Here is a 23499-nt window from a genome sequence, read left to right as displayed (position 1 = left end):
TAAACTTGCCGATAACAACAAGTTGCTCATATATTCGCGCGCCCCTGCAATTAGCAAGTTTCAAGGCAAAAAACAAGGCAGGCGAATTTATGACTAAAAGTCATGAATCGCCCCGCAAATATCGTTTGTCGAGACCACTCCTGTTTTCCCAAACTGGCTGCCAACGGACAGTGGCCAGTGGGCCTGCCGATCTTTCCAAACCGTGCCCAGCAGGGGAAAACAATAATGAGCAACAACCGCCAAATTCCTGTGCATCACCTTGAAACCGTACTTAACCCGATCCATGAGGCCACCGGGCTGAGCAACGAGTTCTACACCGATCAACATTTCTTCGAACTGGAACGTGATCAGGTCATGGGCAAGACCTGGGCCTGTGTCGGTTTCGCCAGTGACCTGGTCAAGGCCGGTTCGGTCAAGCCGATTGATTTCATGGGCCTGCCCCTGCTGCTGATGCGCAACCGTGAAGGCCTGGTGCAGGTATTCCATAACGTTTGCAGTCACCGCGGCATGAAGCTGGTGGAGGAGGCCGGTGAGGTGCAAGGGGTGATTCGCTGCCCTTACCACTCCTGGACCTATGACCTCAACGGCGGCCTGCGTGGCACGCCGCACGTCGGCGGGATCGATCAGCACAAGGACGAGCGCTTCGCCTGCGAAAAGCACGGCCTGAAAGCCATCCGCAGCGCGATCTGGATGGACATGGTGTTCATCAACCTGTCGGGCGACGCCCAGCCACTCGAGGACATGCTCGCGCCACTGACCACGCGCTGGACCCAGTTCCTTGGCGAGGACGGCATGAGCCTGCTGCGTCGCCGTGCGGGCCAGGACCAGACCACCCTGGACATCAACTGCAACTGGAAGCTGGCGGTGGAGAACTACTGCGAGGCCTATCACCTGCCGTGGGTGCACCCGAGCCTGAACTCCTATTCACGCCTGGAAGACCACTACAACATCCTGTTCGACGAGCATTTCGCCGGCCAGGGCAGCTACGCCTACAACCTCTCGGATGTCGCCGGGACCCACCTGCCGAAGTTCCCGGCGTGGCCCCAGGACCGTCTGCGCAACGCCGAATATGTAGCATTTTTCCCCAACGTGCTGCTGGGCATCCAGGCCGACCACGCCTTTGCCATGCAGCTTGAGCCGGTTGCGCCGGGACGCACCATCGAGCACCTGCGCCTGTTCTATGTGGGTGACGAAGCGGCCACCAGCGATGAGTTCGCCGCCTGCCGCGCAGCGATTCTCGAGTCCTGGAAAGTGGTGTTCCAGGAAGACATCAGCTCGGTGGAAGGCATGCAGAAAGGCCGTTTCTCCCCAGGCTACAAAGGTGGCGCGTTCTCTCCGGAAATGGACATCCCGACGCACTTCTTCCACCAGTGGGCTGCACGTCAGTTGCTCGCCACCACGCCGTCTGCCTGAGGAGGAGCGCCCATGTATCCGATAGCCTCGCACTGGCTCAACTACATCGACGGTGAATGGAGCGACAGTACCCAGCACTTGAAAGTCCACAACCCGGGCAATGGCGAGTTGCTCGCAACCATCGCCCAGGCCGGTCTGGCAGACGCCGAGCGCGCCTTGGCGGCGGCCCGGCGCTGTGCCGACAGCGGTGAAATGACCCGAGTGCGCCCGGCGCAACGCGTTACTTGGCTGCTGCGCATCGCCGAAGAAATTCGCGCCGTGGCCGACGAGGGCGCCTGGGTGCTGTGCCAGGAGAACGGCAAGCGCCTGTGCGACGCCAGGGACGAGTTCGTCGAGGCGGCGCGGTACTTCGAGTATTACGCCGGGATGGCGGACAAGATCGAGGGCACCTCGATCCCGCTGGGCAACGGTTACATGGACTTTACCCTGTACGACCCGATGGGCGTTTCGGCGCAGATCGTGCCCTGGAACTTCCCGGTTTCGATCTGTGCGCGTTCCCTGGCCCCGGCGTTGGCGGCGGGTAACGCGGTGATCATCAAGTCGCCTGAGCTTTCACCGTTGGGCCTGTGTGTACTGATCGGCGCCATCAGCAAAGCGGGCTTGCCGCGAGGCGCGGTCAACCTGATCTGCGGCCGAGGCCGTGAGGTCGGGGCGCACTTGGTCAGCCACCGTGCGGTGGACCAGATTGTGTTCACCGGTTCCGTGCCTACCGGGCAGTCGATCTTGCGGGATGCCGCCCAACACGCGATTCCCAGCGTGATGGAGTTGGGGGGCAAGTCGGCGGCGATTGCCTTCGCCGATGCCGACCCCGAGCAACTGCTGGCCAGCGTCCAGTCGGGGATTTTCTTCAATGCCGGCCAGGTCTGTTCAGCGATGTCCCGGCTGCTGGTGCAGCGCGAGATTTATGAGCAAGTGGTCGAGTCCGTGGTCGCCATGGCCGAAGGGCTCAGCGTCGGGATCGGCCAGGACGACGCGGACCTCACGCCCGTGGTCAGTGCCGGACAACTGGCAGGTATCGAAGACCTGTGTCGCCGCGCTGTGGCGCAAGGTGCGGTAGCGGCCACCGGTGGCCAGGCATTGCCTGACCGAGCCGGTCACTTCATGGCCCCGACGGTGTTCCGCGATGTGCGTCCCGACATGTGCATTGCCCAGGAAGAGGTGTTTGGCCCGGTGCTGGCGGTGATCCCTTTCGACACCGAGGAGGAAGCGATCGCCATCGCCAACGGTACCGAGTTCGGCCTGGTGGCGGGGGTGTTCACCCAGGACATCAGCCGGGCGATGCGCTGCACCCGGCGCCTGAGGGCCGGCCAGGTGTTCGTCAACGAATGGTACGCCGGGGGAATCGAAACCCCGTTTGGTGGCGTCGGGCTGTCGGGTTTTGGCCGGGAAAAGGGCCAGGAAGCCTTGTACAGCTATGTGCGCACCAAGAACGTAGCGATCCGGGTTGCGGGGGAGTGAGCGCCATGTACAAGACTTGGCTGTGTATCGTCTGTGGCCTGATCTACGACGAGGCGCTGGGCTGGCCCCAGGACGGCATCGTCGCCGGCACGCGCTGGGAGGATGTGCCCGAAGACTGGCTGTGCCCCGAATGCCACGTCGGCAAGGCGGATTTCGAGATGCTCGATATCAGTGAGCATGTTGCGCCGGCTACCGTCGCCAGTGTGCCGTTGCCCACCCCGGTGATAGCCCCTGCAGCGCTGTTGCCGACCCAGCCGATCGTCATCATCGGCAGCGGCTACGCCGGTTACGGCCTGGCCCAGGCATTGCGCAAGGCCGACCCGCGGGTGGAGATCTGCGTGCTGACCCAGGACTGCGGGCACTTGTATTCCAAGCCGGCACTGTCGATCGGGCTGTCCCAGGGCAAAGACGCCGAGGCATTGGCCAGCGAGTCGCCGATGGCCATCGAGCGGCGCCTGAATATCCGCGTCTATGCGCATTGCCAGGTGCAGCGCATTGACAGCGCGGCGCGGCGCTTGAGCACCAGTCTGGGTGAGATGGACTACGGCCAGTTGGTCCTCGCCAGCGGCGCGATGCCGCTGCGCCTGGCGATCGAGGGCGACACCAGTGCCGTACTCAGCGTCAACAATTTGCACGACTACCGACAGTTTCGTCAGCGCCTGAGCAGCGTGCAGCGTGTCGCCATCCTGGGCGACGGCCTGATCGGTTGCGAGTTTGCCAACGACCTGGCCAGCAACGGCGTGCGTGTCGATGTCATCGGCCTCGGCCGCTGGCCCATGGAGCGCCTGCTGCCGGTCGAGGCCGGCCAGAAGCTGCAGCACGCCCTCAGCGAATTGGGAGTGAATTGGTATCTGCAGAACACCCTGCAGGCCATCGAGCCAACGGCCCAGGGTTACGGCTTGCAACTCGCCGACGGGCAACGCATCGAGGCCGACCTGGTGTTGTCTGCCGTCGGGCTGCGGCCGGACCTCAGCCTGGCAGAGAGTGCCGGGGTGACAGTCGGCAGGGGCATTCAAGTGGACTCGCGACTGCAGACTTCCCAGCCGGGGATCTACGCCTTGGGCGATTGCATCGAAATCGCCGGGCAGTTGTTGCCGTATCTGGCACCGATCAACCAGGGCATCCAGGCACTCAGCCAGACTTTGCTCGGCCGGCCTACGGCCGTCGATTACCCGTTGATGCCGGTGACGGTCAAGACCCCGGTCGCGCCGCTGTGCCTGCTGCCGCCCGCGGCGGGTTGCGTGGGGGAATGGCGCTGCACCTTGACCGAGGATGGGGTGAGTGCCGGTTTCCATGACGTCGACGGCGCGCTGCAAGGTTTTGTCCTGCTCGGTCGCCAGGCGCAAGCCCAACGCAGCCGTTTGCTGCAGTCCTGCCAGAACTCCCAACAGGCTGTAGCCTGAGGCCCGAATCATGAAGAACACGATCAATCTGCCGTATGACGATGCCAGCTGCGGCTGGTACGCAGCCTTGCCTCCACAACCCGCCTGCACGCGCCTGTCCGGTGAGCAGCGGGCCGACTTCACCATCGTCGGCGCAGGGTTTGCCGGCCTGGCGGCCGCACGCCGCCTGGCAACGCATCACCCGCAAGCACGGATTCTGTTGGTCGATGCCCAACGGGTGGCTCACGGGGCTTCGGGGCGCAACTCCGGGTTTGTGATTGACCTGCCCCACAAGTTCGCCCTGGAGCATCCGGACCCGGCACACAAGCAGCGCTTGCTGGGGCTCAATCGCGCCGCCATTGCACAGTTGCAAGGCTTGGTGCAGAGCCGTGGGATCGATTGCCAATGGTCCCATGCCGGTAAGTATCAAGGTGCCGTCGGTGCGCGTGGCCTGGCTTACCTGGATCACTTCGAGCGGCTGATGAGCGACCTTGGCGAACCGTTTCGCCGGGTGGGTCCGGCAGAACTGTCCAGTGTCCTCGGCACCCAGCATTACAGTGGCGCGATCTACACCCCCGGCTGCTACCTGATGCAACCCGCGGCCCTGGTCACCGGGCTGGCGCGTTCGTTGCCGGAGAATGTCGAGTTGCTGGAAGAGTCACCGATCCAGCGCCTGGAGCGCGACGGCAAGGGCGGCTGGCTGTTGCATGGCAGCCAGGGGCTGATCCGCAGCCCGCAGGTATTGCTCGGCACCAGCATCTTCACCCAGGAGTTTGGTTATTTGCGTAACCGCCTGCTGCCGGTGATGACCTTCGCCAGTTGGACCCGACCGCTGACCGACAACGAGCTGGCGGCCTACGGCGGTCAGGTGGACTGGGGGCTGACCCCGGCGGACCACGCCGGTACCACGGTGCGCATGACCGAGGATCGTCGCCTGATCATCCGCAATACCTATAAACATGTGCCCAAGTATGGGCGCAGCACCAGCGATGCCATGCGCCTGGACGTGCGCGCGGCGCATCGCAAGGCGTTCCTGGCGCGCTTCCCGCAACTGGCCGAGGTGCCTTTCAGTCATACCTGGGGTGGGGTCTATGCGATCTCGCGCAACTTCACCAACTTCTTTGGCGAACTGGAACCGGGGCTGCATGCCTCGGCGTGCGACAACGGGGTGGGTGCGGCCTGGGGCACGATTTCCGGGACCTTGCTGGCCGATCTGGCGGTGGGCGCCGATTCGGCGCAGTTGAACGATATCCGCGCGGTGACCGGCATGCCGTCGCTCAACCCACCGGAACCGTTTCTCGGCCTGGGGGTGCGCTCGCGCATTCGCCTGGCCGCCTGGAACAGCCGGAGTGAGTTATGAGCCCGCGCGCCCCAGGCAAGGCACGGGTGCTGTGCATCGACCAGCAGGACCTGACATTCACCGTGCGTGGTGGGCCGCCCGGAGCGGCCTATGTCGCCCGTGCCGTGAGCAACGAGGTGTCGCCGAACATCGGGGTGGGATTTGCCCGCTGGGAAGGGGCAGAGGTGCGGTGGACGGTGCTGTATGACGAGGTGATCTTCGTGATCGAGGGCTGTCTGCAGTTGCAGGCCGACGGCGAAATGTTCGAGGTCAGGCCGGGCCAGGTGCTGTGGATTCCTGAAGGCAGCGAGCTGGTGTATGGCGGTCATGCCTTGTTCGGCTACGTGGTGCACCCAGGTAACTGGAAAGAGCTGCACGGATTGGCGTGACGCCAACTTCCCTCCCTTGGACTTCTTGGAATCCGCACCGTGCTTGGACTGACGCGAACTTTCGGGGCCCTTTACCTGGCCAGCTTGTTGATGCAATTGGGCTCGACCCTGCTGATGACCTATCTGGCGTTGCGCTTGAGTGGCATGGGCGGGAGCGAGGCGGCCGGCGGTGCCTTGATGGCCGCCAATGCCCTGGGCATGGTCCTGGGCGGTTGGGTCGGGCGTTGGCTGATCGGCGCGGTTGGGCACATTCGTACCTATGCAGCGTGCGCCGGGATTATTGCCGCAGCGGTGCTGGCCCATGAATTCAGTCATTCACTGCCGTTCTGGCTATTGCTCAGGGCGCTGGTGGGGCTGGCGATGATGTGCCAGCTGATGGTGATCGAAAGCTGGCTCAACGATCAGGCCCGCACCGAGCAACGTGGCGCGGTACTGGCGCTGTACATGGTTGCCAGCTACGTCGGCATGATGCTCGGCCAGTTGGCCCTGACCCTCGATACCGGCTTGGGCATTCGTGCGCTATTGGGCGTGGCCATGGTGTTTGCCCTGTGCTCGGTGCCAGTGGCGCTGACCCGCAGCGCCCATCCCAGCGTGGTGCCCAGTGCGGCGATTGATGTGCGGTTGTTTGTGCGGCGGATTCCCCAGTCGTTGGTGACCGTCCTGGTGTCCGGGATGATCAATGGCAGTTTCTACGGCCTGGCTGCGATCTATGCGAGCAAGCAGGGACTCGATACGGCGCAGGTCGGGCAGTTCATGGCCTTGACCATCGGCGCCGGGCTGCTGGCGCAGTTGCCGCTGGGCTGGCTCTCGGACCGGCTGCCACGGGCGAGCCTGATCCGTGGGGTGGCGGTGGTGCTTCTCGTGGCCAGCCTGCCGCTGGGGTTTAATCAGTCGCCCTCGTTCAGCACCGTGTTGCTGTTTGGCGCGGCGATTGGCTTCCTGCAGTTTTGCCTGTACCCGCTGGGCGTGGCGCTGGCCAATGACAATATGGAGGCAGGCTTGCGGGTGTCCCTCTCGGGCATGCTGTTGATCACCTTCGGCGTCGGAGCCTGTATCGGGCCGCTGGTGGCAGGTTTATTGATGGAATATGCGGGCGCCTCCAGCCTGTATTTTTTCCACGCCGGTTGTGCGTTGTTGCTGGCCTTGTGCGTGACCCAGACGCGAGTCAGCGGTCGGCACCTGAACCCGGACGCGCCCTTGCATCAACCGCTCACGCCGGATGGTCTGGCAAGTTCGAACTGGGTGGCGGTGGCAGAGCCGGTAGAGCAATCGGCAAGGCACTAAGTGCCGTCGCCAGGGAGGACAGCGACGGTTTTGATCGATGCGTTTTTCTCATGAATCGGTGACGAAAAATGGTTTGAAGGCGGGTGGGGTTTCCACCATCTTGCCAGTGGTAATTAGGATAAACACGCCTGGAATAATCATCGGATGAACAGCGTTGTTTTTCGGGGCTTTAAATAACCCGTCAAGCGCCTGACTCCAGAACACTCTCTACACCCTTATACAAAAACAAAAGGGGAATAAAATGCGTGCGCAATCTGGCATGTTGAAAGGCTTGAATCCGAAAGTGACGGTGGCTTCATTAGTTGGCGTGATCCTGTTTGTACTGTTTTGTGCCGTTCAAGATGAACAAGCCGCCAAGGCGTTTGAAACGGCCTCCGGGTTTATCCTGTACAACTTCAAGTGGTACTACATCACGTTGATCAGTGCTGTACTTGGGGTGCTGGCTTATATTGCCGTCAGTCGCTTTGGCAACCTCAAGCTGGGCGCCGACGAGGATGTGCCAGAGTTCAGTTTCGCATCCTGGATCGCCATGCTGTTCAGCGCCGGCATGGGCATCGGCCTGATCTTCTGGTCGGTTGCCGAGCCCATGCTGCACTACGCCGACAACCCGTTTTCCAAGGGCTTGACCGACGAATCGGCGAGCATCGCCATGCGCATCACCCTGTTTCACTGGGGCCTGCACCCGTGGGCAATCTTTTCCATGATCGGCCTGGGCCTGGCGTACTTTGCCTATCGCCGGGGCTTGCCGCTGGCGCTGCGTTCGTTGCTCTATCCGTTGATCGGTAACCGCATCTACGGCTGGATCGGCCATGTGGTCGATATCATGGGTGTGGTGATCACCGCCTTTGGTGTTTCCCAGTCACTGGGCCTGGGTGTGGCGCAGATCAATACCGGCTTACATCAAGTGTTTGATGTCCCGGTGAGTATCGGCCTGCAGTTATCGATTATCCTGGTGGTCAGTATTCTCGCCTGCGTTTCCTTGCTGGTGGGATTGTCCAAGGGGATGAAGCGCATCTCCACCCTTAATATGTATTTGTCTTTCCTGTTAATGCTCGCGGTGCTGCTGTTAGGTCCAACCCGTTACATTCTGAACTTGATGTTCGAATCCACCGGCGATTATGTGCAGAACATCGTCGGCCTGAGTTTCTGGATGGATGCCCAGAAAGACAGCGAATGGCAAAACTGGTGGACCGCGTTCTACTGGCCTTGGTGGATGACCTGGGGGCCGTTTGTCGGCTTGTTCATCGCGCGAATTTCCAAAGGCCGGACCATCCGTGAGCTGGTAGTGGGTGCGTTGATTGTGCCGACCATGGTCACCATCCTCTGGATGTCGGTCTTTGGTGGTGCTTCCCTGAAGCAGGAGCAACTCGACCGGCAGGCCTATCAGCAGTCGGTAGCGGCTCAGGAAGTGGTGCAGGAGCAAGCACCGTTCAGCGGTGGCACGGTGCTGTTGGCGACCAAAAAAGAAACCACGGCGGCCATGTTCACCCTGTTGCAAGTGCTCGATGGCCCAGCGGTCGGCGCGGCACTGTCGATCCTGGTCTGCGTGTTGCTCGGGGTGCACTTTGTCACCACCGCCGATGCCGGGACCCAAGTGTTGTGTACCTTGTGCGCATTGGGCAGCACCAATCCACCGAAGTGGATCAGGGTGCTCTGGTGCCTGTTGGAAGGCGCCATTGCGGCGGGGTTGTTATTGGCCGGCGGATTGAAAGCGATTCAAATGGCGAGTATTGCCGCAGGGTTGCCGATCGCCATGTTGCTGTTGGCCATTTGCTACAGCCTGATCCACAGCTTGCGCCAGGAGATGCCGGCCGTGGCCTACCGTACCCCGGCACCGCAGCCGAAATCGGAGCAGGACGCTGCGTTGGCAGAACGACGTGAACCTGAAGTGGTAACGGGTAAACGTGTGCCTTTTCCGGTAGCTGAAGCCTACTGATCAGAGCGGTTGTCGGGCGTTTTTCCACGCCCGATAAGCCTCTGGCAAACACCCCGCACACGGCCGGAAACCGGCCGCCAGGGCGGCTGCCTCATCGGCAAAAAACACCCGATGAGTCACGTAGCCGCCCCGGGCGATGGCACGCAAGGCGCCTGGGCAATCCAGGCGACCGTAGATCTTCGAGCGCCGGTGGCCGCCCAACAGGCCGGGCACCGGGCTGGCGATCTTGTGCCGTTGTTCGTTGAGCAGCCAGTAGGTTTTCATCCCCTGGGCACTCGCCACAAATACCACGCGGCAACCGTCCGATACGGGCTCCAGGCCTGGCCAAGGTCGAGCATCTGCTTGCGCGTAGGCGTTTGCTCCAGGCCCTTGAGGCGGCGGTAACCGTCGCGTACACCAAAGTCGTCGGCGGGCAGGATGTCCGGGCGTTCGAGGGTGTAGATCAGCAGCATCTCCACGGTCCAGCGACCAACCCCACGCAACGGCGTCAGGCGCGCAATCAGCGCCTCGTCGTCCATGGCTTGCGCCGTGGGGTAGTCCGGGACAACGCCGCTCAACGTGGCGCCAGCGATGCCCTGGATGGTCGCGATCTTGCTCGCGGAAAAACCGCAGCGGCGCAGGTCGTCAAACTCGCTGGCCAGCAACTGTGCAGCAGTGGGGAAGGGCTGCCCGGGGAACAGCGCGAGCAAGCGCCCGACAATCGCATCGCCGGCACGCACGTGCAGCTGCTGATAGGCGATCGCCCGCACCAGGGCTTCGTAGGGATCGCGCGTTGGCTGGGGTTGATGCAGGCATGGGCCGATGGCCGCGACATGCCGCGCCCAGTCGTCGTCGAGGGCGGCGAGGAACTGGCGGGCGCGGTGATAGGGCATGGGGCATCCGGGTCAGGAATGAGGGGTTGGTGGACAGACTAGTCGTCCGCCCGCCACCGTGCACCCGGGGTCTTGCGCTTGAATTCGCAATGGCGCCTTGCTGCTCAGGCCTTGCTCGCAGCCAGGTACGCAGCAAGACGTCGGCCCATCTCGTCACCCAGGGCCTGCAAGGCACTCATCGGTCGCACCATCACTTCAAACTCGACGATTTTCCCCTCCTCGTTGAAGCGAATCATATCGATGCCCTTGAGTTGCTTGGCGCCGACCCGGGCACTGAATTCCAGCACCACATTCAATCCGTCGGCACTCGCCAGTTCGCGGTGGTAGGTAAAGTCCTCGAACACCTGGAACACCGTGTTGAGGATCATCGCCACCACCGGCGCGCCGGGGTAGGGCGTGTGGGCCATTGGCGAACGGAATACGGCTTCGGTAGCGAGCAATTCGGGCAGGGCGCGCAAGTCGCCCTTATCGAGCATGGCGTGCCACTGCGCCAGGGTGGCGGCGACGTTGGGATGCAGCTTGAGTTCAGACATGTTCGACTCCTGGGTTTTTATTGTTGTGCCGTCGCCCAGTGATGGCCTGGGCAGCGTGCTCTGCCCAGAGACTGTAGATCATCGGCCCGGGATGGAAACCGTCGACGGCCATCATCCCGGCCTCCGGGGCCAGGCTCAGGGTCAGCAGGCTACAAGATGGCTGGGCGGCGGTGAGGGTGGCCAGTCGTTGGTTGAAACGCCTGGCCCGGTTGCCCAGGTACCAGCGCAGAGGCTGGGGCAATGCCGGGAACAGATGCATCGGTGGCAGCGGGGAAATGATCAGCTGTTGCACTGCGAACTTGTCCCTCAACAACCCCAGCAAGCGCTGTTGCCGCACCAGCCATTGATCGGCGCCAAGGCTGCTGGTGACATCGTTGACCCCAATGCCCAGCACCGCCACATCGAAGGGCTCCGCGTCCTTGGCTTCGAGCAGCTCCAGCAGGCCTTGGGAATCCAGCCCGGTCTGTGCCCAGAGTTGCCAGCTCACCTGGAAGTCTGCAGCCAGCCGTCCAACCAGTTGCCCGCTCAGGGCCTGGTCCTGGGTCGCGGCACCCACCCCGGCGACGGCCGAATCCCCGACTATCAGCAAGCGCAGGCGCACGCCATTGCCGGTCAAGCCCTGGCGTGCACCGCTGGCTTCCGGCAACCGCGGGGTGACCCGCCGGACGTAGAGACCTTGCAGTAGGAGCAAAGGCCCCAGCAGCAGTTTGCTCAAGGGTTCAAGCATGCCCGAGGCTCACGTCCGACGCGCCATCAACAGCACACTTGCCGCCGCCGCCAACAGCCCGGCGCAGCACCGATTGAAAACCCGTTTGCCACGGGGCTGGCTGAACCAGCGGCGCATGTGCAGCCCCATGTAGGCGTATGAGGCGATGGCAACCCACTCCAGGGCCAGGAACAGCGCGCCCAGCAAGGCAAACTGCGGGGTCACCGCCTGGCTGGGGTCGACGAACTGCGGCAGGAAGGCGGTGAATATCAGGATGGCTTTGGGGTTGCCGGCCGCCACCAAAAACTCTTGCCGGGCCAGCGCCAGCAACCCCGCCTCAGGGCGTTTGGTTGCGGTTTCGACCTGGGGATCGGCGGTCCACAGTTGCCAGGCGAGGTACAGCAGGTAAGCCGCACCGACGATTTTGATCCCGTAGAACAGCCACTCCGACGTCTGCAGCACCACCGCCAGGCCGGCGGAGGCGAGGGCGATCATGCCGGCGAATGCCAGTAGCCGCCCGATCCCGGCCAGGCACGAGGTGCGGTAGCCATAGCGGGTAGCGTTGCTGACCGACAACAGATTGTTCGGCCCCGGCGCCATGTTCAAGGCGAAGCAGGCGGGGAGGAACAGGGTGAGGGTGGCGAGGTCCATAGGCGATTGCGTCCGTAGTCGGGGGTTGGTTCACTCTGTAGGAGCCGCCGGGTGGGGCTCCGTTTGCTTGCGATGAACGTCATCGATGACGCGTATTGTCTGAATCAACGCGTTGTTCTTCAGTTCATCGCGAGCAGGCTCGCTCCCACAGTTGTTTGTGCAGGTGCGGTATCTCACCGATGTTCCGCGGCCAACATTGCCCTGAACTGTGCAATGGTCTCTGCAGATAGCCCGGCAGCCTCGAACACCGCGCAGGTGAAGCTGACGGGGGCCGGGCCGGGCGCTGTAATGATGCGGTCTGCAACTACCGCGACCGGACTGCTTCGATAAAACGAGTGCCCCGCGTAACCTTGGGCATTGTCTTGCAGGAAGGCAGGGCTGTTCGAGGTATGCGGCACTGTGTCGAGAAGCCCGGCCCTGGCCAGTGCCAGCGTTCCTCCGCAGATCCCGGCAATGCTCGCTCCTCGTGAGCGACTGGTTTGAAGAAAGCCTGAAATGTCCGCTGCATGCGCACCTTCCCAGGCCGTTCCACCAATGACCACCACAACGTCCGGTTGCCAGTCCAGGCAGTGCTGCAAACTGCTCTCGACGGTGACAGCCAATCCGCCCTGTGAGTGGAACTGCCCCACAGCAGGCGCGAAAAACCTGACGTCGATCCCGTAGAACGGCGACCCAGTTCCTGCAATGAATGCATATTCCCAGTCTGCAAAACCGGGTGTCAGTATCAAACTTACGCGTGCCATCAGCCAGACTCCTCCATGAATGCCAGTAATCTAAGGCGCAAGTAAACAGACATCAAGGGCGGCAATGGGGGCGGGCTGTCGTAGTGACCCGTGCAGCAAGGTCACTACGATGCTGCAGCTTTCACTTCGCCTGGGTGATACCTGGGGGTGACCAAGTGCCGGAACCCGCTGGAAGAATCGAAGGTGGCGTGGCTTTCGGCCAATACAGGCGCAGCACCAGATAGGCCGTGTCGTCAGGCGCGGGCAACCAATTGGATTCCTTGGACTTGCCCGGCGAATCCTTCTGGATGTACAGCGTCAGCGAACCATCGGCATTTTTCTTCATGGCCGACAGCATCGGCGAGTTGATCAGGTAGCGGTCGAGCGGATTGTTGATCAGCAGCTGGCTCTTGCCGTCGTACATGGTCACCGACCAGAACGCATTGACGGGAGGCAGTTTGCCGGCAGGGAAGGTGAGCGTGTAGTTGTGTTTTCCGGTATTCAACGTCTGGCCGTTGCCGTCAGTACGTGTGAAGGGATACATGGCCTCGACGGCGTTATTACCGTAGATACCGCCCTTCGCAGCGCCAGCACGCATCAGCCAGTTGTCTTTGTAGAACGCCTGGTCGCCGAAGAACGCGCCGATGTTCCAGCCGTTGATATTTTTCATGCCGCTAGACAGAAATTTGTCGACCTTCTCGTCGCCGGCCTTCATCCCCAGCAAGACCACGGCCTTGTGTTCGAGCGAGAGGTCCTTGAACTCGAAGCTCCGGCCCGGACCTACGCCGATGCTGGCCAGCCTGGCACGGATCTCCTTGTCGTAGGCCGATGGCGGCACATACTCCAACGCGGCCGACAGGTACTCGAAGAAGTTGGCCTTGATGCCCTCTGTCGTCGCCGGCACGAAATCAATCTTCGGCGCAGCGGGCGGCGCGGGTTGATGGAGGAAGGCAGACAGCGGCTGGATCTTGTAACTCGCCTGCAGCTTCTCGACATTCGGCATGTCGGCCGGATTGAACAGCTGGGTGCGGATCAGCGTCAGCGCGAAGGGCGTCGTGGAGTTGAACACCTTGTGAATGCCAGGGGGCAGCGCACCCTTCCAGTCGGGGCCTGCGATCAGATAGCTCCCGGGTGCGCCGGCCGTTGCCCGGCTCCCGATGTAACCGTAGTTATAGGTGTTGCCGTCAATCAACTGAACCGAGTAGTAGCGTTTTTTGGGCACCGCCGGCACGGTGATCACCAGCGGCTCTGCGCGCAGGTCGGCCCAGAGTATCGAGTACGGAGTGTCGCTGTTTGGCGTAATGACAGCCGTATCGGCGGGAGTAGAAACCCGATGCTCGTTGCGCAGTTGGTTGAAGGGCGCCTTGAACTGGCTGGACTGTGAGTCCACCGCGAACTCGTTCATCACGGCGTAGTTCATGACCAGCGGCAAGCCGTAGATAAAACCTTCCTCGGCGATCGCCTTGGTCTGCTCCAGACTGGGTGCGGGTACGCCCTTGGCCACATCGGCCTGGTCTGCCTGCGTGATCGGATCGGTCTTGCTCGCACACCCTGCAAAAAGCGTTGAACCCACGACTACAGCCGCCGCCATTGTCCAGCCCCGGTTAAACTTCCTGTTCATTTGCACCTCGTCAGTGTTGAGCAAGCAATTACCGTGAGTGTTCAGGCTCCCATCCAGGCCGCAGCTCAACTGAAACTCAGGATTGTCTCCCGACTAAGTAAATCCGGCGGTAAAGCGCCAACTCAGCCGCCCAGGGAGTGTAGATCAGCCAAAACCCTTTAACCCCGAATCAAGGACGATGCATGAAACCAGTCGAGATTCACCACATCAGCCACCTGCCGCCACAGATCCTGGCCTCGGAAAAAGAGGCCGTTGGAGAGGGTTTCAGATTTCTCACTCGGCTGATTGGCGAATGGCACTGCGGGGCGAATCGCTTCGATGCACCCGGGGAATGTCTCATGGCGGCGTATTTCGACCAGCAACTGATAGGCATCGGCGGCCTTTCAGTTGATCCCTATGGCCAGACCAATACGGCAAGGCTGCGACGGGTTTACGTCGCAGCTTCTTCAAGGGGGCAGCACGTCGGTCAAAGGCTAGTAAAAGCGCTGGTCGCACATGCCGCTCTGCGCTTTCAGAGCGTGCGTCTGAGCACCGATACGCCCTCAGGAGACGCGTTTTACCTGCACTGCGGTTTTGTGCGAACAGAGGATATCCATGCCACTCACATCATGCTGCTAGGCGACACTTGAACAAGTCTATCGGCCAGATTCATGCCGGCCGCGAGGTAAACACCAGGCGAGCCGCAAGCAACACCAATACCAATGCCAGGCCCCGCGACTGCCACTTTGTGGACTGGCTTTTGTCGGACACGTAACCGCGGATGACTCCCCCGACCAGGCCCAGCGCGATGTGGAAAACGCTCGCGACCAGGGTCAACACCAGCCCCAGTACCACGATTTGCTGTGCGACCGTAGAACTCCCCTGAACAACGAACTGCGGCAAAAACACCATGAAGAACAGCAGCGCTTTCGGGTTGAGCAATGAGTTCAGCAGCGCCCGGATGAACACCGACATCAGCGAGGCCTGGATAGCGGAGTGTGGTGGCAGGCCGGCATGCGCCCGTATGGCCTTCCAGGCCATCCAGAGCAGATAGAACGCACCGGCCCAGCGGATCAGGTCGAACGACGGTGGCCACTGTGCTATTGCGGCCGTGAGACCGGCTGCGGTGAGCGCGGTCAATACCAGGTCAGCTGCGCCGATTCCCAAAGCAGCAACGACGCCGCCACGCCAGCCGTAGCTCGCGCCGTGCGCAATCACGAAGGCCATGTTGGGGCCGGGAGACATCAGCAACAGCAACACCGCCCCCGCGAACAGCAGTAGCGTCGATGGCTCTACCATGTGTGCTCCAGATCGCCGCGATAGACGATGTGCAGCTTGTTGCCATCAGGGTCGCGCAGGTAGGCACCGTAGTAGCCCTCGCCATACCAGGGTCGCTCACCCGGAGTGCCTTCATCAGTACCGCCGTGGAGAATCCCCGCGGTGTACGCCGCGCGTACGCTGTCAGGCGTCTCGGCATGAAACGCGAGCATGCTGCCATTGCCCGCCGTGGCCGCAAGGCCATCACGCGGCAAGTAGACATAGAACCTCGGCAGTGTGCGCGTCGGATGCACCCAGCAAGCCGAGGCGGGGCCTCCATCCGGGGTCACCGCTCGGCGGATCAGCCCGAGTGGCGCAAGTACGGCGTCATAAAAAGCCGCCGCTGTTTCGAGGTCGGTGCATCCCACAGTAACGTGACTGAACATCTCTCAATCGATTCGACGCCACTGGAACGGTTGTGTCCTGCGGGCCGAACTCGCCTCCTTGTTTTGTGTGGTAGTGGAGCCTACGCTCGGCACCTGATACACACAAAGAATTGTTCTAGGTACATTGAATGACGATGCCACGCTACAAAACCATTGCTGACCAGCTAGCGGAAAGCATTCGCAGCGGACGTTTGCGCCCTGGAACCCAACTGCCGACGGTACGCAGCTTGATGAGCGAACATGGGATTGCGCTTGCGACAGCCGCGCGGGTCTACCGCACGTTGGAATCGATGGGCCTGGTGGTGGGTGAAATGGGCCGTGGCACCTTCGTGCGCGACACCTCTGTGCCACGCGATCTTGGTCTGCAACCGGCATCCGACGCTGGAATAATTGACCTGGCCTTCAATAGTCCAGCGGTTCCCGGACAAGCCGAGTTGCTGAGGCAAGCACTGCGCAGCCTCGCATTGTCGGGCGATCTGGACGCCTTGTTGCGCAACGCCCCCCATGGCGGGCGTGCGCATGAACGAGAAATCGCGGCGAAACACCTGCGCAATCGAGGGATACGCGTCCCCGGATCACAAGTGTTGATCGTCAATGGCGCGCAGCAAGGGCTGGCGCTCGCGATGATGGCGCTACTCAAGCCGGGCGATGTACTCGCGGTCGACGCGCTCACCTACCCGGGCATCAAAGCGCTGGCCGTCGCCCATCGCATTGAACTCCTGCCGATACCCTTGGCTGATGGCAAGACCAATCTCGACGCGCTCGCGGCAAGTTGCAAGCGGCGTCCTGTGCGCGTGTTTTATGCGATGCCGACCCTGCACAATCCGCTGGGATCGATCATGCCGGCCACCGACCGCAAGCGCTTGGTAGCGCTGGCCGAGGAACACGATTTTGCTTTGATCGAGGACGGCGCCTATGCGTTTCTAGCCGAGCCGGCGCCGAAGCCGTTGTTCATGCTCGCACCGAATCGCACGATCTACGTTTCCGGCCTTTCCAAAAGCGTCGCCTCGGGCTTGCGTATCGGCTTCATCGCAGCGCCTGTATCGCTGATCCCAGCGCTCGAGCAAGCCGTGCGAGCCTCCACCTGGAGTTCGCCATCGCTCACCGTCGAACTGGCGTGTCGCTGGATCGAAGAAGGCGTGGTGGATGACCTGGAACAATTGAAGCGCAAAGACGCCGCGCATAGGCAACGACTGGCCCGCCGCATTTTCGCCGGCATCAACCTGCTCGCCCATCCAAACGCCTACTTCCTGTGGCTGCCGTTGCCCGAAGACATGCGGGCCGAGAGCATTGCTGCTGCATTGCGCCGCGACAACATCCTGGTGACGACAGCAGAGCCGTTTTCTGCGGCCTCCCATGCGCCTAATGCGCTGCGCGTGGCGCTGGGATCGGTGCCTGTTGCAACGCTTGAACTCGCCCTGGAAAAAGTCAGAGTCGCCTGTGGCTATTAGTTTGAGTTCTCGCGACTGACCTGCGCCGGGCTCTCTATTGCAGCGCTAGAAGCTCTCAAGACTGGCTTTGATTCCAGCTCGTCCAGCCAACTCGATAATTTCTTCCAGCCGCTCAGTGTCAACTATCACTCCTTCGTAATTGTCACCTGTGCAGTCCAGGTGAAGATAACGTTTGCCGAACCGAGCGAGCCACTGATCAAACTTGTCGAGCACCTCTGGCATCGACGACGCGTCTTCCCTCACATAAGCGTAGGGTTCTTTCAAACCACTGGCTCTGACCAAATAGGGAGCTTGATACTCAAACACGTCATAACCCTGCCACTCCACGCTAAGGAGCACCAGGGTTGCAAGTTTTTGCCCTTTCGGGTCATTCAGAAACCCTTCCGCCAGGGCACTGGGTGCGTCATCTCCCATCGCGTATCGACGCATAACGCGCCTGACCAGCCTGGCGCCTTCTTTTTCCGGAACGACAGCGACCAGCGCTTGGGCAAAAGTCTCAAGTGCTTTTTTCTGGGTAGGATCGCTCCGCTCGGGTCGCAGTTCTTTCATGATGGCGGAAGCGCTGAGGTTGGTTTCCTCAGGTGGAGGCATGGTAAATCGTCCACCAAACAAGCGATCTAAAATACCCATGTCAGTCCTTGTAGTTAGTTGCGGAAAACCATCTGGTTGCGGACTCGCGTCGATGATGACTGTAGGAGCGCTCAATGGCGGGCTTCGTAATCGGCCTCGCCTATGGTGCGTGGCCAAAACCCTTGCGCAATTCGTCTTCAAGCTTTCGACAGGTTTCTTCAATAATGGTTTTGCCGACTTCCGGGCCAGAGTAGCTGTCTACTTGCTGACGGCATAGTTCGCTGGCCTCTCGGGCCTGGATTATTTCCTTGTCCTGCGAGCTGTTACTGACAACAAAACCGAAAGACCAATACAAGGCGATGGCGATAACGCTGCCGACGAGGACCTTGCTGGCCGGGCCCATTCTCGTTACTGATGAAAGCGGCCCCCAGGGCGGGGTTGGTGTTTTCTGCCTTAGGTCGGATCGGCAGTGTTTGCACAAAATGGCTTCAGCCATGATAGCTTCCGCGCAGTAAGGGCAACTCTTTTTTCCAGCGTCCACAGATGAAACTCCTTTTTCAAAAGAAAATTCTATCATTGGGCCTGAGGGGGGGAGGAGGGGCGGGGCTGTGTGTTCCACCAAGAGGTTTTATGGGGGGCGTACTGGCAGACCCGCTTCAATTGCTCGCAGTGGGCATGGAAAAATCGATTGTGAGAGTCCGCTGTTGGCCGTTTTCTGCTTGGCGCAACTGGCGGAAATCGAGCCAAAGCTGCCGGTGGTGACAGACAGAGAGCGGCCAAGAGCGGACACATGGCACCGGGTGGCTCGGAATTACGGGCCTTCTTCCGTTAAGTGCCAAGCTCGGAGCAGGCTGTTGCGATTTGCAAACCTGTCCGATGCCCCAAAGTTACTCTACGTTGGCCGTCATCAGATAGAGCGGTGTACACAGAGGGCTTAGACACACTAGGTATAGGAATTGCTCGCTAGGGTCTCATTGCTGAGTCGCTACCTAGCGCTTGGTGAAATTGATATGCTTGTCAACGGGAGGCAAAGGTAGAACTTAGCATCCATTCATATGGCATATCAAGGATTCACTATTATGGAAAAAGTTAATCTTGATGCGGTCGATCCAAAAGTCGAGCCGCTTGACGAGAAGTTACATCGCATTGGAAGAGCTGCCATAGGTGCGATACCCGTTGTAGGAAGTCCATTATTGGAGATTTTTAATTCGTTACTCGAGGCGCCTTTGAATAAGCGCCGCACGGAAGCAATGCTTGCGATTGGGTCGGCTCTTAACAACCTCATAGAGCAAGGAGTTGTAACGGAAGCAGGGCTGCAGGAAAATGAAGCGTTTGTCAGTACAGTTGCAGAAGTTTGCAATATCTCCCTAAGAAATCACCAAACAGAGAAGCTTGAAGCATTGCGTAACGCCGTAATAAATTCTGCGTTACCTACATGTCCAAGTGATGATTATCGGCAGATATTTCTTAATTTTGTAGACGTATGCACAGTTTCTCATATCAGACTACTAAAGCTTTTCGAAGATCCTGGTCGGTGGTTTGCGGATAACAATCGAGTTAAGCCGTACCAAACCACAGTTTCGTTATCCCAGATTATTGCAAGCGCCATGCCCGAATTAATTGAAAATCATGAGATTCTTGACAGCATATGGGCTGACCTCTATCAAAAGGGATTGGTTGAAGTAAAGCAGCTTGAAATGATTCTAAGTGCGGATACTTGCCTGTCAAAACAGACGACGCAGTTCGGTAGTAAACTCGTGACCTTTTTAAGTTAATTGCCTAGGGAGTGAGATTATCTTGTGAAGCAGATCTTTTATGCTGGCAACGATCGTCAACCGTGCGCTGCCGAATATGCAATAGTCGTGGATGATTCCGGCTCGATTCAACGTGCTCACATTGTCGTGGTCCAGTCCTCAGAAAAAGGTGTATGGACTAGCTTGTACAATACCGATGAGGGAAGAGACAACGTATTAAACAGGATCTTGGCGCAAGATCTTCTTGGTGTCAGAGTAGAGTTTTTGACGTTTAATATTATTTTAGATCTATCCACTCGAATGGAAGGTTTCCGTCTCCCAATAAGGTTAAATTGGGATGACTATATGAGTAAGGGGAATCCTTACAAGTCTAGATTTTCTCTAACACTTAACTTGAAAAATTCGCTCCTTCAATTTTTCCGTAAAAACTATAGAGAAACCTCCATTTGGAGTGGTCATGTGGTTGGTGGCTGCGCAGATTTCTACACTGATCTAATGGATCCGGAACGGCACTCACTAGACATTATTGAGGCTAGTAAACTTCTTGAACAAGCCGGATACAGTCGCCCCAAACGTCGTTGCTAACGCAAAGTCAGTGGACATATCTTAATTGAGGGATGGAGCGGCATGAGTACACAGGACACCAAGCGGGGGAAGAACATCGAATTGCCATAGCTGACGCCACCGACCGCTTTTGGCGGATAGCTGCTAGCCGTCAACGGCAGTTAATGTGGGAGCGTACCGTTTCTACCAAGCCGATCACGCCTCCAAGAAGCGTTTTAGCAAGATCAGGCTTACTAATATTAAAATCAGCCAGCATACGCGGGTTAACCCATTAAGCTTGGAGTTAGCCGATTTAGAGAATGTCAAGACCTTTCTTCTTGAGTCTTCAATTTTTTCTTGAATATCTTCTACGCCCACGACGATGTCATCGTATTTTTTAGTGGAACGCTTGAACTCGTCCGAAAGTAGGTTGATATGACTAATTACATTGTTGTTTAAAGAGGTGATCATCCAGGTCGAAATAATCAGTCCTACGAGTATTACCAGATAGTCCCATGCTGTTGTAGCAGGTTTTAAAATAGCACCTACTGCCACTATGCCGCCAGGCACAGCAAATGCTTTTGTTTGCTGGGCAATGATTGCATCTTGGACCTTTCCTAAAAAGCTAACACAGTCGCTTTCGATCTCAGTCAGAATTTTGTTGACCGAAAATTTGCTTACATAAACTTTATAGCGCTCATTGTATTTTTTGTAGAAGGGCGAGATGGATGTCATTATCGTGCGGATATTGCAGTCTTTTTCATCCTTTAAAAAATCCGTCAGCGTTTCTCTCATAACGTGACGCCTTTCTTCGCAATGAACGTCCTCATCGGCCATCGCAGCTGCATGCATCGTTTGAGCGTGTTTCACGCCTTTGTTATCGACCTCGATGGCCATTAGCTCATCGCACGCCATCAGATATGAGATTTCTAGCTTTGTAAGAAGTGACTCTTTAGAACTGAAGAAAATGTATTTGAGGGTCTGGCTGTCGTCGCCTTCGCTATGGCAGAGCGTTTTGAGTGTTTCTCTGACCAAAAAATACAGGGCCAACAGTCGGGAAATCGACGCATGCTGATCCTGGTCCATGCCGATGATGTACATGTGTTCAGGCTTTGTGCTGCGCGTTCGTAGCGAGTGCCACATTGCTTCGGCATTCGCAAAGAAGGGCACGTAGCCCTCGTCCCATGCTGAGGGCTTCAGCAGGAAAAGCTCATCCCCAATCAGATCCAGATTGTCGGGGCTGTGACAACCATAAGATTTGAGGAGCTCATGGGCGTCTTTTATATCCAGTGACTGGGTATTGAGTATGAGCTGATCATCATCCAGCGAGATACGATCAAGCATTTTGTGAGCCTGACGATGTATCTTCAGCGTTTATGCCCCTTAGCCTGTTTGATACATCGCTTGGAAGCTTCACCTTCAAGTACACGAAATCCTTGTCGACGCTGAGTTCGGCAGTGCTGTCACCAACGGCTACGGCGTCTAGCTTTAAACGGCCCGCGAACTCACCCGAGGGCAGTTTAACATCGACATATCCCATGCTCTTCGCAGCGACACCTGAGGGTTGGAATTCTTCACTCACCTTAAAGCGCTCGGAGTTCTCTGAGATAAATTTGATGAGGCCGCCAAGGTGAGGCGATCCCGGTTGCAGACATTTGTTGATAACGTGCTGTATTTCGGAAAGGTGCACACGCTCGCCTGCTTTATTCTCGATATAGCTAACAACACGATTGTGAATTGTGCGCCGTTCCGAGGCGGGCAAATCACCCGCATCGTCCGTAAGATATGCGCCCAGAGCTTTTTTTAGGTTATCAACGCAGACTTTTCCTGGCATTGAGTCGGAACAACCAAGTGCGACGTTGAAAAATATGCTTTTTGAATTTCCATTAATAAAATAGAGGTAGGAATCACCTGTGTTTTGCGGAAAGCCTTTTCTAAACTCTGTTAGGTCCATACAGGCGGCTTGGCGAAAATCCTGAAGGTTTAAACTCTCCGTCCCTTTGGGATTAAGGTTGGTGTCATCGTCAAAATCATATCCCCCCCTTTTGCCAAGCATGACGATCAAAAGATGATCCACTTGCCGGTAATCTCGATAGTGTGAAAATACCACGTAGCCCTCATTGAGAGAGCTGCGTGCGGGGTCGTTCGCTTCGTGGCACAACCGCTCCATCACGCCAGTGACAAACGCATCAAAATCGGCATTGCTGGAATATTGTGAGAAATTATCGGCAGCAGCGAGCATGTTTGGATCTACGTATCCGTAAATCCTTCCAGATCTGGAAAACTTTTTGCCAATGAGATTGACAAAGTCGACACATATTGGGGACGCCAAGTCCCAATCGCTTCCTTTATTACTATCGTAGAATGATAGGCCACCGAGTTTTTTCTTGAAAAACTTCGCTGCACATGCGTTCAACACAACAAGCGACTTCACCTCAGAGCTTTTGATTTGTGCATCTGTATTAGCATCAGGTGTAGTGTGTGTCTGATCGTCCATGCCATGCTCGTCCGTATTGACTATGAGTGCCGAACGCTTCTGACGTCAGCTGTGAGTCATTGATGGTAGCACGGTGATTGTACGGGACATGCTATCTGGCCGAAGTGATTGACCGGGAGCGGCTCAATCGCCTGCGTCGCTGGGGCGCGTCCAGCTCGTGGTCTCTGAAGGCAGCGTAATCGCTGAGGGATGCCAAGGGCGGTGGGTGATGGTGCGTTTCATGCGAGTCGGACGCTCCAGTGGCAAACAAGAAAGTGGCGAAATCATTCACCCCTAGGCTACTTGGCACGCTGCTAGTAGGCAATGAGTCTGAAGGCAAAATGCATGAGGTGTATCACGTTGCCGACACCTTGAGCACTCTACTGTCACAGCTAAAAGTCCATTTTTCACTTGAATGAAAAAAAAGATATAGCGGTATTTCAAGTTAAGAACCTTGAACCCTACGCACCGGCAATACCTAGGTGGCTATCCACACGGTTGGCTAATCCGAGGGGTTGAACGTCCCCTATTGGCCGATTCTGTTGAAAAAGTCGGCGGCAGTTTTTGAGGTATCAAAGTACGCGTCAGAGACGGCGTTTTTCAAGGTAGTTGTCGTGTCGCCCGTCTTGCTAGGCGACCTTCACGACAACTGTCAGCTCCCTTTCGGGGTTGAGATACACCGTCCCGATAGGGTTCCAGTTGCGTGTCTCACCTGAC

At 58.4% G+C, this 23499-nt stretch carries 24 protein-coding genes and 1 pseudogene; 12 read left to right on the top strand and 13 right to left on the bottom strand.

All coding sequences use genetic code 11. The features are described from left to right. Positions 1-225: 225 nt before the first annotated feature. From CKW24_RS23775 to CKW24_RS23745, 8 genes and pseudogenes are all read left to right on the top strand, one after another. Positions 226-1413: an aromatic ring-hydroxylating dioxygenase subunit alpha gene (locus CKW24_RS23775; protein ID WP_174244582.1), complete on the top strand. Its 1188-nt coding sequence runs from the start codon at positions 226-228 to the stop codon at positions 1411-1413. Between the two features lie 12 nt (positions 1414-1425). Beyond that, positions 1426-2871 carry an aldehyde dehydrogenase family protein gene (locus CKW24_RS23770; RefSeq protein WP_095170749.1) on the top strand — a complete coding sequence of 482 codons (1446 nt, stop codon included), beginning with the start codon at positions 1426-1428 and terminating at the stop codon, positions 2869-2871. Positions 2872-2876: 5 nt separating this feature from the next. Next, positions 2877-3041, top strand: a pseudogene (locus tag CKW24_RS28510) (rubredoxin); the annotation flags it as partial. Beyond that, on the top strand, positions 3030-4274 hold the full coding sequence (locus CKW24_RS23765) for an FAD-dependent oxidoreductase (protein WP_256585535.1): 1245 nt from the start codon (positions 3030-3032) through the stop codon (positions 4272-4274). The pseudogene CKW24_RS28510 and the gene CKW24_RS23765, both read left to right, overlap by 12 nt. 10 nt (positions 4275-4284) lie before the next feature. Next, positions 4285-5613, top strand: a complete 1329-nt coding sequence (locus CKW24_RS23760; RefSeq protein ID WP_095170745.1) for an FAD-binding oxidoreductase — start codon at positions 4285-4287, stop codon at positions 5611-5613. Continuing rightward, complete coding sequence (locus tag CKW24_RS23755; RefSeq protein WP_095170742.1) at positions 5610-5981, top strand: ethanolamine utilization protein EutQ; 372 nt, start codon at positions 5610-5612, stop codon at positions 5979-5981. Before CKW24_RS23760 ends, CKW24_RS23755 begins: the two co-directional genes overlap by 4 nt. 39 nt (positions 5982-6020) lie before the next feature. Further along, on the top strand, positions 6021-7265 hold the full coding sequence (locus CKW24_RS23750; RefSeq protein WP_177440703.1) for an MFS transporter: 1245 nt from the start codon (positions 6021-6023) through the stop codon (positions 7263-7265). Between the two features lie 241 nt (positions 7266-7506). Then, positions 7507-9201: a BCCT family transporter gene (locus CKW24_RS23745; RefSeq protein ID WP_095170741.1), complete on the top strand. Its 1695-nt coding sequence runs from the start codon at positions 7507-7509 to the stop codon at positions 9199-9201. Here CKW24_RS23745 and CKW24_RS23740 read toward each other — a convergent pair whose 3' ends face one another. The 7 genes from CKW24_RS23740 to CKW24_RS23710 all read right to left on the bottom strand — a co-directional run bounded on the left by CKW24_RS23740 (position 9202) and on the right by CKW24_RS23710 (position 14306). Then, on the bottom strand, positions 9202-9465 hold the full coding sequence (locus tag CKW24_RS23740; RefSeq protein ID WP_095170739.1) for an Ada metal-binding domain-containing protein: 264 nt from the start codon (positions 9463-9465) through the stop codon (positions 9202-9204). Further along, positions 9462-10073 carry a DNA-3-methyladenine glycosylase gene (locus CKW24_RS23735; RefSeq protein WP_095170737.1) on the bottom strand — a complete coding sequence of 204 codons (612 nt, stop codon included), beginning with the start codon at positions 10071-10073 and terminating at the stop codon, positions 9462-9464. Before CKW24_RS23735 ends, CKW24_RS23740 begins: the two co-directional genes overlap by 4 nt. Before the next feature lie 104 nt (positions 10074-10177). After that, positions 10178-10606, bottom strand: coding sequence for a nuclear transport factor 2 family protein (locus tag CKW24_RS23730; protein ID WP_095170735.1), 429 nt, complete (start codon positions 10604-10606; stop codon positions 10178-10180). Continuing rightward, the gene (locus CKW24_RS23725) at positions 10599-11333 is read right to left on the bottom strand and encodes an SGNH/GDSL hydrolase family protein (protein ID WP_095170734.1); all 735 of its coding nucleotides are present in this window, start codon (positions 11331-11333) and stop codon (positions 10599-10601) included. Before CKW24_RS23725 ends, CKW24_RS23730 begins: the two co-directional genes overlap by 8 nt. A gap of 9 nt (positions 11334-11342) precedes the next feature. After that, a complete protein-coding gene (locus CKW24_RS23720) occupies positions 11343-11963 on the bottom strand; it encodes a LysE family translocator (protein ID WP_095170732.1) in 621 nt (206 codons plus the stop codon). A gap of 173 nt (positions 11964-12136) precedes the next feature. Then, positions 12137-12706, bottom strand: coding sequence for a DJ-1/PfpI family protein (locus tag CKW24_RS23715; protein ID WP_095170731.1), 570 nt, complete (start codon positions 12704-12706; stop codon positions 12137-12139). 121 nt (positions 12707-12827) lie between these two features. After that, positions 12828-14306, bottom strand: a complete 1479-nt coding sequence (locus CKW24_RS23710) for a DUF1254 domain-containing protein (protein ID WP_256585533.1) — start codon at positions 14304-14306, stop codon at positions 12828-12830. Positions 14307-14488: 182 nt separating this feature from the next. Between CKW24_RS23710 and CKW24_RS23705 the strand changes: the two genes are divergently transcribed. Beyond that, positions 14489-14935 (top strand): GNAT family N-acetyltransferase, encoded by a 447-nt coding sequence (locus CKW24_RS23705; protein WP_095170727.1) that lies wholly within the window; start codon positions 14489-14491, stop codon positions 14933-14935. A 19-nt stretch (positions 14936-14954) separates the two neighbouring features. Here CKW24_RS23705 and CKW24_RS23700 read toward each other — a convergent pair whose 3' ends face one another. Further along, positions 14955-15584 carry a LysE family translocator gene (locus CKW24_RS23700; RefSeq protein WP_095170725.1) on the bottom strand — a complete coding sequence of 210 codons (630 nt, stop codon included), beginning with the start codon at positions 15582-15584 and terminating at the stop codon, positions 14955-14957. After that, positions 15578-15988, bottom strand: coding sequence for a VOC family protein (locus CKW24_RS23695; RefSeq protein ID WP_095170723.1), 411 nt, complete (start codon positions 15986-15988; stop codon positions 15578-15580). Before CKW24_RS23695 ends, CKW24_RS23700 begins: the two co-directional genes overlap by 7 nt. A 128-nt stretch (positions 15989-16116) precedes the next feature. Here CKW24_RS23695 and CKW24_RS23690 point away from each other — a divergent pair, with 128 nt between their 5' ends. Beyond that, the gene (locus CKW24_RS23690; RefSeq protein ID WP_095170722.1) at positions 16117-17439 is read left to right on the top strand and encodes a PLP-dependent aminotransferase family protein; all 1323 of its coding nucleotides are present in this window, start codon (positions 16117-16119) and stop codon (positions 17437-17439) included. A gap of 45 nt (positions 17440-17484) precedes the next feature. On the opposite strand, the gene CKW24_RS23685 is transcribed toward CKW24_RS23690, so the two are convergent. Continuing rightward, a complete protein-coding gene (locus CKW24_RS23685) occupies positions 17485-18069 on the bottom strand; it encodes a hypothetical protein (RefSeq protein ID WP_095170720.1) in 585 nt (194 codons plus the stop codon). Positions 18070-18169: 100 nt separating this feature from the next. After that, positions 18170-18505 carry a hypothetical protein gene (locus CKW24_RS23680; protein WP_095170814.1) on the bottom strand — a complete coding sequence of 112 codons (336 nt, stop codon included), beginning with the start codon at positions 18503-18505 and terminating at the stop codon, positions 18170-18172. 583 nt (positions 18506-19088) lie between these two features. Here CKW24_RS23680 and CKW24_RS23675 point away from each other — a divergent pair. Then, positions 19089-19784 (top strand): hypothetical protein, encoded by a 696-nt coding sequence (locus CKW24_RS23675; protein WP_095170718.1) that lies wholly within the window; start codon positions 19089-19091, stop codon positions 19782-19784. 24 nt (positions 19785-19808) lie between these two features. Next, complete coding sequence (locus tag CKW24_RS23670) at positions 19809-20348, top strand: hypothetical protein (RefSeq protein ID WP_095170716.1); 540 nt, start codon at positions 19809-19811, stop codon at positions 20346-20348. Positions 20349-20522: 174 nt separating this feature from the next. Here CKW24_RS23670 and CKW24_RS23665 read toward each other — a convergent pair whose 3' ends face one another. Then, the gene (locus tag CKW24_RS23665) at positions 20523-21650 is read right to left on the bottom strand and encodes a hypothetical protein (protein WP_095170714.1); all 1128 of its coding nucleotides are present in this window, start codon (positions 21648-21650) and stop codon (positions 20523-20525) included. Further along, positions 21643-22803 carry a nucleoid-associated protein gene (locus CKW24_RS23660; RefSeq protein WP_095170712.1) on the bottom strand — a complete coding sequence of 387 codons (1161 nt, stop codon included), beginning with the start codon at positions 22801-22803 and terminating at the stop codon, positions 21643-21645. The genes CKW24_RS23665 and CKW24_RS23660 overlap by 8 nt, the downstream gene beginning before the upstream one ends. Positions 22804-23499: the final 696 nt, after the last annotated feature.

Source organism: Pseudomonas sp. Irchel 3H3, from assembly GCF_900187635.1.
Taxonomy (GTDB): Bacteria; Pseudomonadota; Gammaproteobacteria; order Pseudomonadales; family Pseudomonadaceae; genus Aquipseudomonas.
This window is presented reverse-complemented; position numbering and strand designations above follow the sequence as displayed.

Excerpts from the sequence above, each read along its gene's own strand:
- CKW24_RS23745 (WP_095170741.1), top strand. The coding sequence starts at position 7,507 with ATGCGTGCGCAATCTGGCATGTTGAAAGGCTTGAATCCGAAAGTGACG.
- CKW24_RS23700 (WP_095170725.1), bottom strand. The coding sequence starts at position 15,584 with ATGGTAGAGCCATCGACGCTACTGCTGTTCGCGGGGGCGGTGTTGCTG.
- CKW24_RS23715 (WP_095170731.1), bottom strand. The coding sequence starts at position 12,706 with ATGGCACGCGTAAGTTTGATACTGACACCCGGTTTTGCAGACTGGGAA.
- CKW24_RS23685 (WP_095170720.1), bottom strand. The coding sequence starts at position 18,069 with ATGGGTATTTTAGATCGCTTGTTTGGTGGACGATTTACCATGCCTCCA.
- CKW24_RS23660 (WP_095170712.1), bottom strand. The coding sequence starts at position 22,803 with ATGGACGATCAGACACACACTACACCTGATGCTAATACAGATGCACAA.
- CKW24_RS23720 (WP_095170732.1), bottom strand. The coding sequence starts at position 11,963 with ATGGACCTCGCCACCCTCACCCTGTTCCTCCCCGCCTGCTTCGCCTTG.
- CKW24_RS23770 (WP_095170749.1), top strand. The coding sequence starts at position 1,426 with ATGTATCCGATAGCCTCGCACTGGCTCAACTACATCGACGGTGAATGG.
- CKW24_RS23705 (WP_095170727.1), top strand. The coding sequence starts at position 14,489 with ATGAAACCAGTCGAGATTCACCACATCAGCCACCTGCCGCCACAGATC.
- CKW24_RS23710 (WP_256585533.1), bottom strand. The coding sequence starts at position 14,306 with ATGAACAGGAAGTTTAACCGGGGCTGGACAATGGCGGCGGCTGTAGTC.
- CKW24_RS23665 (WP_095170714.1), bottom strand. The coding sequence starts at position 21,650 with ATGCTTGATCGTATCTCGCTGGATGATGATCAGCTCATACTCAATACC.
- CKW24_RS23695 (WP_095170723.1), bottom strand. The coding sequence starts at position 15,988 with ATGTTCAGTCACGTTACTGTGGGATGCACCGACCTCGAAACAGCGGCG.
- CKW24_RS23755 (WP_095170742.1), top strand. The coding sequence starts at position 5,610 with ATGAGCCCGCGCGCCCCAGGCAAGGCACGGGTGCTGTGCATCGACCAG.
- CKW24_RS23680 (WP_095170814.1), bottom strand. The coding sequence starts at position 18,505 with ATGGCTGAAGCCATTTTGTGCAAACACTGCCGATCCGACCTAAGGCAG.
- CKW24_RS23760 (WP_095170745.1), top strand. The coding sequence starts at position 4,285 with ATGAAGAACACGATCAATCTGCCGTATGACGATGCCAGCTGCGGCTGG.
- CKW24_RS23740 (WP_095170739.1), bottom strand. The coding sequence starts at position 9,465 with ATGAAAACCTACTGGCTGCTCAACGAACAACGGCACAAGATCGCCAGC.
- CKW24_RS23690 (WP_095170722.1), top strand. The coding sequence starts at position 16,117 with ATGACGATGCCACGCTACAAAACCATTGCTGACCAGCTAGCGGAAAGC.
- CKW24_RS23775 (WP_174244582.1), top strand. The coding sequence starts at position 226 with ATGAGCAACAACCGCCAAATTCCTGTGCATCACCTTGAAACCGTACTT.
- CKW24_RS23765 (WP_256585535.1), top strand. The coding sequence starts at position 3,030 with ATGCTCGATATCAGTGAGCATGTTGCGCCGGCTACCGTCGCCAGTGTG.
- CKW24_RS23725 (WP_095170734.1), bottom strand. The coding sequence starts at position 11,333 with ATGCTTGAACCCTTGAGCAAACTGCTGCTGGGGCCTTTGCTCCTACTG.
- CKW24_RS23735 (WP_095170737.1), bottom strand. The coding sequence starts at position 10,073 with ATGCCCTATCACCGCGCCCGCCAGTTCCTCGCCGCCCTCGACGACGAC.
- CKW24_RS23675 (WP_095170718.1), top strand. The coding sequence starts at position 19,089 with ATGGAAAAAGTTAATCTTGATGCGGTCGATCCAAAAGTCGAGCCGCTT.
- CKW24_RS23730 (WP_095170735.1), bottom strand. The coding sequence starts at position 10,606 with ATGTCTGAACTCAAGCTGCATCCCAACGTCGCCGCCACCCTGGCGCAG.